2 protein-coding genes are annotated in these 6,915 nt (G+C 66.7%); both read right to left on the bottom strand.

The features are described from left to right. Nucleotides 1–5,359: non-ribosomal peptide synthetase (locus VFA16_RS13045; protein WP_324968216.1), on the bottom strand; the 5,359-nt coding region annotated here is incomplete at its 3' end. Next, the coding region (locus VFA16_RS13050) for an SDR family NAD(P)-dependent oxidoreductase (RefSeq protein ID WP_324968217.1) at nt 5,352–6,915 on the bottom strand (1,564 nt) is incomplete at its 5' end. The genes VFA16_RS13045 and VFA16_RS13050, both read right to left, overlap by 8 nt.

The raw sequence follows: 6,915 nt of genomic DNA on the forward strand, positions 1-6,915 counted from the left end.
CGACCAGGGTGGAGACCAGGCTGGGCACGGCGGTCACCTGTGCTATCGCGTGCCGGCGGATCAGAGTGGCCAGCGCTTCGGGGTCGCGGTGCGCGTCATCGTTGGCCAGGATCGTGGTGGCGCCCGCGGCCAGCCCGGCCAGGGTCTCCATGCAGCCCTCAAGGAACGTCATCGATGCCTGTGCCAGCCGAATGTCGTTGCCGGGCACGGGATAGTGCCACAGCTGCCAGTTGAGCCGGGTCGTCATCGCCCGGTGGGTGCCTACTACGCCCTTCGGCTTGCCGGTCGATCCCGAGGTGAACACAAGATACATCGGGTCCTCGGGGTGAGGCAGCGGCAGTCGGCGCCGCGGTGTGTCGGCATCCATCGCGGTCTGCACGGCCGGGTCGTCGAGCGAAATCGTCGTCACCCCAGGGGCATCCGGCATACTGCCGAGCGCTTCGGTGGTCGCGACCACGACCTGCGGTGCGACGTCGTCGAGCATGAACTGCTTGCGTGCCAACGGGTAGGCAGGGTCGAGCGGGAAGAATCCGGCGCCGGCTTTCATGATGCCCACGAGCGCGACCACCATGTCGATGCCCCGCCGCGTGGAGAGGCCGACCAGCGAGCCTGGCCCGACACCGTGGTCGGCCAGCAGATACGCGAAGTTGTCCGACCTCCGGTGCAGGGCGGGGAAATCGATCTGGTCCTGGCCGCAGCGCAACGCGACACGGTCGGCGCCGAATTCCCTGCTCGGCTCTAGCAATTCGGGGATGGTCAGCGCCCGGTCGACCGGCGGCTGTGCGCCGCGGCTCCACTCGGTAAGTAGCCGCTGACGTTCGTGCTCGTCGACCAATTGCACGTCGCGCAACGTCGCATCGACGTCTTCGGCGAACGCGTTGACGATCTTGGTCAGCCAGCCGGCAAACCGTTCGATCGTGGGCCGGCGATACAGCTCGGTTCGGTAGATGACGCTACCGTTGTATCCCGCATCTGTGCCGAAGAAGTTGACGCTCAGGTCGGCGTGCGCGATGTCGAATGTCGGCTCCAGCACGGTGAATACCGTGTCACCGGCGGGTCCGGTGTCGATAATCCGCTCGGCCGGCAGGTGGTCTCGGACATGGACCACCACCTGGAAGAGCGGATTGCGCGACAGCGAGCGCACCGGGCTGACGGCATCCACCACCCGGTCAAACGGCAAGTCTTGGTGCGCGTAGGCGCCCAGTGCCGTCTCCCGGGCCCGTCGCAGCACCTCGCGCAGCGTCGGATTGCCGGCTAAGTCATTACGCAGCACCAAGATGTTGATGAAAAAGCCGACCAGTTGGTCGAGTTCGGGTTCGGTGCGCTTTGCGATCGGAGTACCTAGCGGAATATCCGCGCCGCCGCCGGCCTTGTGCAGCACCACCGCGACGGCCGACTGCAGCAGCATGAACTCGGTGACGCCCAGCTCGCGGCTCAGCTCGGTGAGTTTGGCGCGGGTCTGCGTGTCGATGCTGAATTCGACGCAGTCCCCGGCCCCGCTGGGTACCGGCTGGCGCGGAAAGTCTGGCCGCAGCCCGGTGCTCTCAGGTAGCCCTTCTAGTTGCCGCGTCCAATACTCGCGCTGTGTGCGGGCGATGCTCGGCCCCTCACCGGACTCGTCCAGCAGATCGAGTTGCCAGGCCGCATAATCGGCGTACTGCACCGGTAGCGGTGCCCACGACGGTTTTTGGCCGGCGCGGCGCGCCCGGTAGGCAGTCAGCAAGTCGGCGAACAGGACACCGCCCGACCAGTGGTCGATCGCAATATGGTGCACCACCAGCGACAGCACACGCTCCTGATTAGTGTGCGGGCCGGCGTGCAACAACGCCGCCCGGATCGGCCACTCGCGGTCCAGTTCGAAGCGGTACCGGCGCTCGCTGTCGAGCTGCGCCTGCACCCACTGCTCCCCCACCCCCGTCGCCTGTCGTACCGGCACCTCGACGGCGGCATTGACCACCTGGTATGGCACACCGTCGATTTCGGTGTAGGTGGTGCGCAGGATTTCGTGGCGGGCCACAACATCGTTGACCGCGGCGACCAGCGCGTCGACGTCGCATGGCCCACGCAGGCGCACGGCGTAGGGAACGTTATTGACCTCGCTGGGGCCTTCAATCTGGTAGGCGAACCATGTTCGCAGCTGAGAGGCCGACAGTGGCAGCGGCCCATCGTGGCTTGTGGCGATCAGCGTGGGCCGCTGGAGGTTGACGCCACCGGACCGCATCTGCTCGACGCGTTCGGCCAGCCGCGCAACGCTCCCGAGTTCGAAGACCTCCCGAATGCCCAACTCAACGCTGCATTCCGACCGGAACGCCGCGACGAGTTTGGTCGCCAGCAGTGAATGCCCGCCGAGGTCGAAGAACGAGTCGTCGACGCCCACCCTGTCGCGGCCCAGCAGCCGCGAGAACAGTTCGGCGATAAGGCGTTCGGTTTCGGTGGCCGGCGCGCGGTATTCGACGGACGCCGCGAGCTGCGGCTGTGGCAAGGCATCCCGGTCGATCTTGCCGTGTGTGGTGATGGGAATCTCCTCGAGCACCATGTAGGCGGCCGGCGTCATGTACTCCGGCAGCGCGGCGGCCACCCGGGCGCGGATCCGCTCGACGTCGACGGTGTCCGGGCTGCCGCCGTCGGCCGCCGTGACGTAGCCGACCAGGCTCTTGCCCAGCTGCGGCAGATCCGCAGCGACGACCACGGCCTGCCCGACGCTGGGGTCGACCGAGATCGCCGCGGCGACCTCACCGAGCTCGATGCGGAAACCGCGGATCTTGACCTGTTCGTCGGCGCGGCCGACGAACTCGATATCGCCGTCGGCGTTGCGCCGGGCCAAGTCCCCGGAGCGGTACAGCCGGCCGCCGGGAGTGAACGGGTCGGCGACGAAGCGTTCCGCGGTGAGCGTCGGTCGGCGGTGGTAGCCGTGGGCGACATGTGTTCCACCGATGTAGATTTCTCCGATCACTCCCACCGGGACCGGTTGCAGCGCGCCGTCGAGCAGATGCACCTGGGTGTTGATCTTGGGCCGCCCGATCGGCACGATCCGAGTGCCTTGCGTGCCCTCGACCGGATAGCTGGTGGCGTTGACGACGGTCTCAGTGGGCCCGTAGAAGTTGTACAGCGACGCGTCGAAGGTGGCGTGAAACTTGTCGGCGATCTCGCCGGGCAGCGCCTCGCCGCCGATCGGTACCCGGCGAAGTGTGCGCCACTGGTTGACCCCGGGCAGTGACAGGAACAGTCCCAGCAGCGACGGCACGAAGTGCATCGAGGTGATGCCCTCGCGGTGCAGCAGATCGGTCAAATAGCCGATGTCGCGCAGGCCGTCCGGGCGCGGGATCACTAGCCGTGCACCGCAAATCAGGGTGCCGAAGATTTCGCCGATCGACACGTCGAAGCTGGGCGAGGCCACCTGCAGCAGCCGGTCGGTCTCGTCGACCTGGTACTCCTCGCCGAACCAGACGAAGTATTCGGCGATGGGCGCGTGCGGCACCGGAACGCCCTTGGGCAACCCGGTCGAACCGGAGGTATAGATCAGGTAGGCGGTGTTATCCGGGCCAAGGGGGCGCACCAGCTCGGTCGGATTCTCTGGCGAGTAACGCGAGAGATCCGTGACCGGTTCGCGCAGCACAAGTTTGGCGTCGGCGTCGCCGAGGATGAACGAGAGCCGGTCCTCGGGATAAGTCGGGTCGATCGGTAGGTACACCGCCCCGGCTTTCAGCACACCCAGCGCCGTGGTGACCAGTTCCGGTGACTTATCGAGCAGCACCGCGACGCGGTCCTCCGTGCCGATGCCGTGCTCGATCAGCCAGTGCGCCAACCGGTTGGCGTCTTCGTTGATCTCGCGGTAGCTGTAGTAGCGGCCCTCGTACACCACGGCGACGGCGTCGGGGGTCATCGCCGCGCGTTCGGACACCAACATCGGCAAGGTCGTTGGGGCCGTGGTGAAAATCTCGCCCGTCGAGACGCGGCGCAGCCAGTCGGCGTCGCCGTCACCGAAAAGCGGTAGCCGCCATAGCGCGGCCTCAGGGTTGGCCAGCGCGTTGTCGAGAAACGCTGTGTAGTGATTGAGCATTTGGCGCACCAACGCCGCGTCCAGCACCTCGACCAGGTATTCGGCCTCGACCAGGGCGCCGTCGTCGTCGAGTTCAATCATGAAGTTCAGCGGAAGCTGGGTGAGTTGGCTGCGGAGCTCGCCGCGCTCGCATTGCACCCCGGGCGGGCAGAAACCGCCGCTGTCGGCTTCCCGCATTCCGAAGCCGACCCGGGTCATCCGCTCGGCGCCGTGGCGGCGGTCGGGGTTGGACTCGCGCACCAGCCAGTCGAGGTTGACCCGCTGGTGGGCGAATGCGCCCACCGCCGTCTCGCGCGTCTGCTCCACCAGCTCACGGAATGTCTGCCGCGGCTGTGGCTGTGCCCGGAGCACCACGGTGTTGCCGAAGTAGCCGATCACGTGTTCGGTTCCGGCCCCGCGGTTGAGGACCGGGGCCGCGATCAGGAAATCGGTGGCATGGGTGTAGCGGTGAACTAAACCGGCGAACGCAGCGAGCAGCACCATGTACGGGCTGGCCCCGCTCTCGCGGGCCAGCTTGCTTACGCGCTCGGCGGTTACCGGGGACAATCGGGCCGTAGCGCGCTGCGAGCGCCACGTAGTGGGTACCGCCGAACCATTCGGCCCGGGAAGTTCCAGTGGTTCAGGCAGATCCGAGATCAGCGACCGCCAGTACGCGAGATCCTCATCGAGATACTCGCCGCTGTGGCGAGTCACCGGCAGCGGACCGTCCAGCGCGTCGGGGTCGGTGTAGGCGCGTGTCAGGTCGGCGAAGAACGGCGCCCATGATCCGTCGTCCCAGGCGATGTGGTGGGCAGTCAGCAGCAGCATCAGCTCATCGGGGGCGAGACGCGTCACGGTAATGCGCAGCGGGGATTCCGCGGTCAAGTCGAACGGGCGACGAAACTCCCTCTGTGCCAGCACTTCCAGCCGCAACCGCTGTGCTTGTTCGCCCAGCCCGCAGAGGTCGTGCACCGCCCAGCCGGGCCGCAGGTCGTCGTGGGTAACCGGATATGGCTCGCCGTCGTCACCTGTGTGGTAAGTGGTGCGCAGCAGCGGGTGCCGCACGGCCACCGCGTCCACCGCGTAATGCAATCGCGCCACGTCCACGACGCCGGTGACGCGGTACGACACGCAGACGTTGAGCAGCGCGCCGGTCGGGTCGATCGACTGGACGAACCACATTCGGCGTTGGCCGTCGGACATGGCCGACGGTCCGTCGTAGGTGGTTGAGTCCGCGGTGGAGAGCAGGCCTTGTGCGGCGAGCTTGCGGCGCAGCAACTCCAGGCGCTGCTCGCCGAGCCGGATATCGGTGTCAGTCACGCGTCGAATCAACCCTTTCCGGGATCTTCACTTCTGCTGTCGGCAGTGGCTGGGCGGGTTGCTGCAGGGCTTCGATCAGTTGACTGCCGGTGATGCCGCCGAGGAGTCTGGCCAACGGAACTGAGCAACCGGTGAGACGGCGCAGCCGCTTGCGCAGATCGAGCGCGAGCAGCGAGTCGACACCGAGGTCGACCAACGCCACACCCAGGTCCACCGATGCCGCATCCGAAAGGCTCAGTGCTGCAGCCAGTTCGCTACGCACTACCTGGTCGACCGGCCGGTCCGCGGTGCTGTGGCCGTCGCTGACCAGCTGTGCTTCGCGGCTCGGTGTGGTGAATGGCATTGGTACGTTCTGCGTTTCAAAGAACAGCCGCAACCGGTCGAAGTCGGCGGCCAGGATCACCGGATCTTCCCCGCGGTGGCGCAGGCTTGCGGTGATCGCAGCGTCGGGGTCCATCGGTACCAAGCCGGATCGCTCGATACGGGCGATCTCGTCGGCGCTCCCGATCGTCGTATCCTGCCATAGTCCCCACCGTATGGCCGTGCAATCCAGCCCCTTGGCCCGCAACTGGCCGGCGAGGACATCCAGCATCCGGTTGGAGGCCGCATACGCGGCATGGCCAGAGCCGCCCCATAGCCCAGATACCGATGAGCACAGCAGAATTGGGGCATTTTCGCGCAGCGGCCACAGATCCACCATCTGAGCCAGCCCAGTCACTTTGGCGCCGAACACCGCATCGAGGTCTACCGCAGTGAGCTGATCGTGCGAGGCGAACGTGGCCATCCCGGCAGCGTGGATCAGCAACGACGCGCCCTCACCGCCGTATTCGGCGGCCACCGCGGACAGCACCTTCGGATTGGTGACGTCACACATCGGGGCGTGAAGTGCGACGGCGCGCCCGCCGGCCAGGCGGTCAAGTTCGGTGGAGCCAACGCCCTTGCGGCTCAACAATGTCACGCTGCGAGCGCCGTGCTCGATGCAATATCGCGCATACTGCCGGCCGATAACTCCGTTGCCGCCGGTGATCACCACATTGTCCAGCGCGGCTGTGTCCAGTGGCCGCTCGGATTCGCGACGCTCGCGTAGCGCGCGGACGTAGCAGCCACTCTCCCGCAAAGCCACCTCGACGGCGTCGCCGAGTAGCACGTCGACGCAAGCCAGCGCCGTTTCGGCGTCGATGACCCACGACGGTAGGTCCAAATGGGCGAAGCGCTGGTCGGAAAATTCGAACCCGACACTGCGGTGCATGGCGGCCAACGCCGCCTGCGCCGGCAGGCCAACGGGATCGCCGGCCTCGACCTGCTCACCGCAGACGGTGACCAGCCAGACGATGCGACACCGTGGCCCGACAATCGTGCGATAGCGGGGCAGCACCGCATCAGGCCGGCGGGCGATCTCGGCCGCGACGACGATCGCGTCGGGATCCGTCAGCGCGGGCGCGATCACAACAGCGATCTCTGCTTGGTCGACGCCCGTCAGCTCGCAACACCGATGCGCCGTCACCGCTTCGGTGAGCCGTTGCGGCAAAGGTGTGTCGGTAAGGGCAGGACCGACT

Source organism: Mycobacterium sp. (genome assembly GCF_035653355.1).
Taxonomy (GTDB): domain Bacteria; phylum Actinomycetota; class Actinomycetes; order Mycobacteriales; family Mycobacteriaceae; genus Mycobacterium.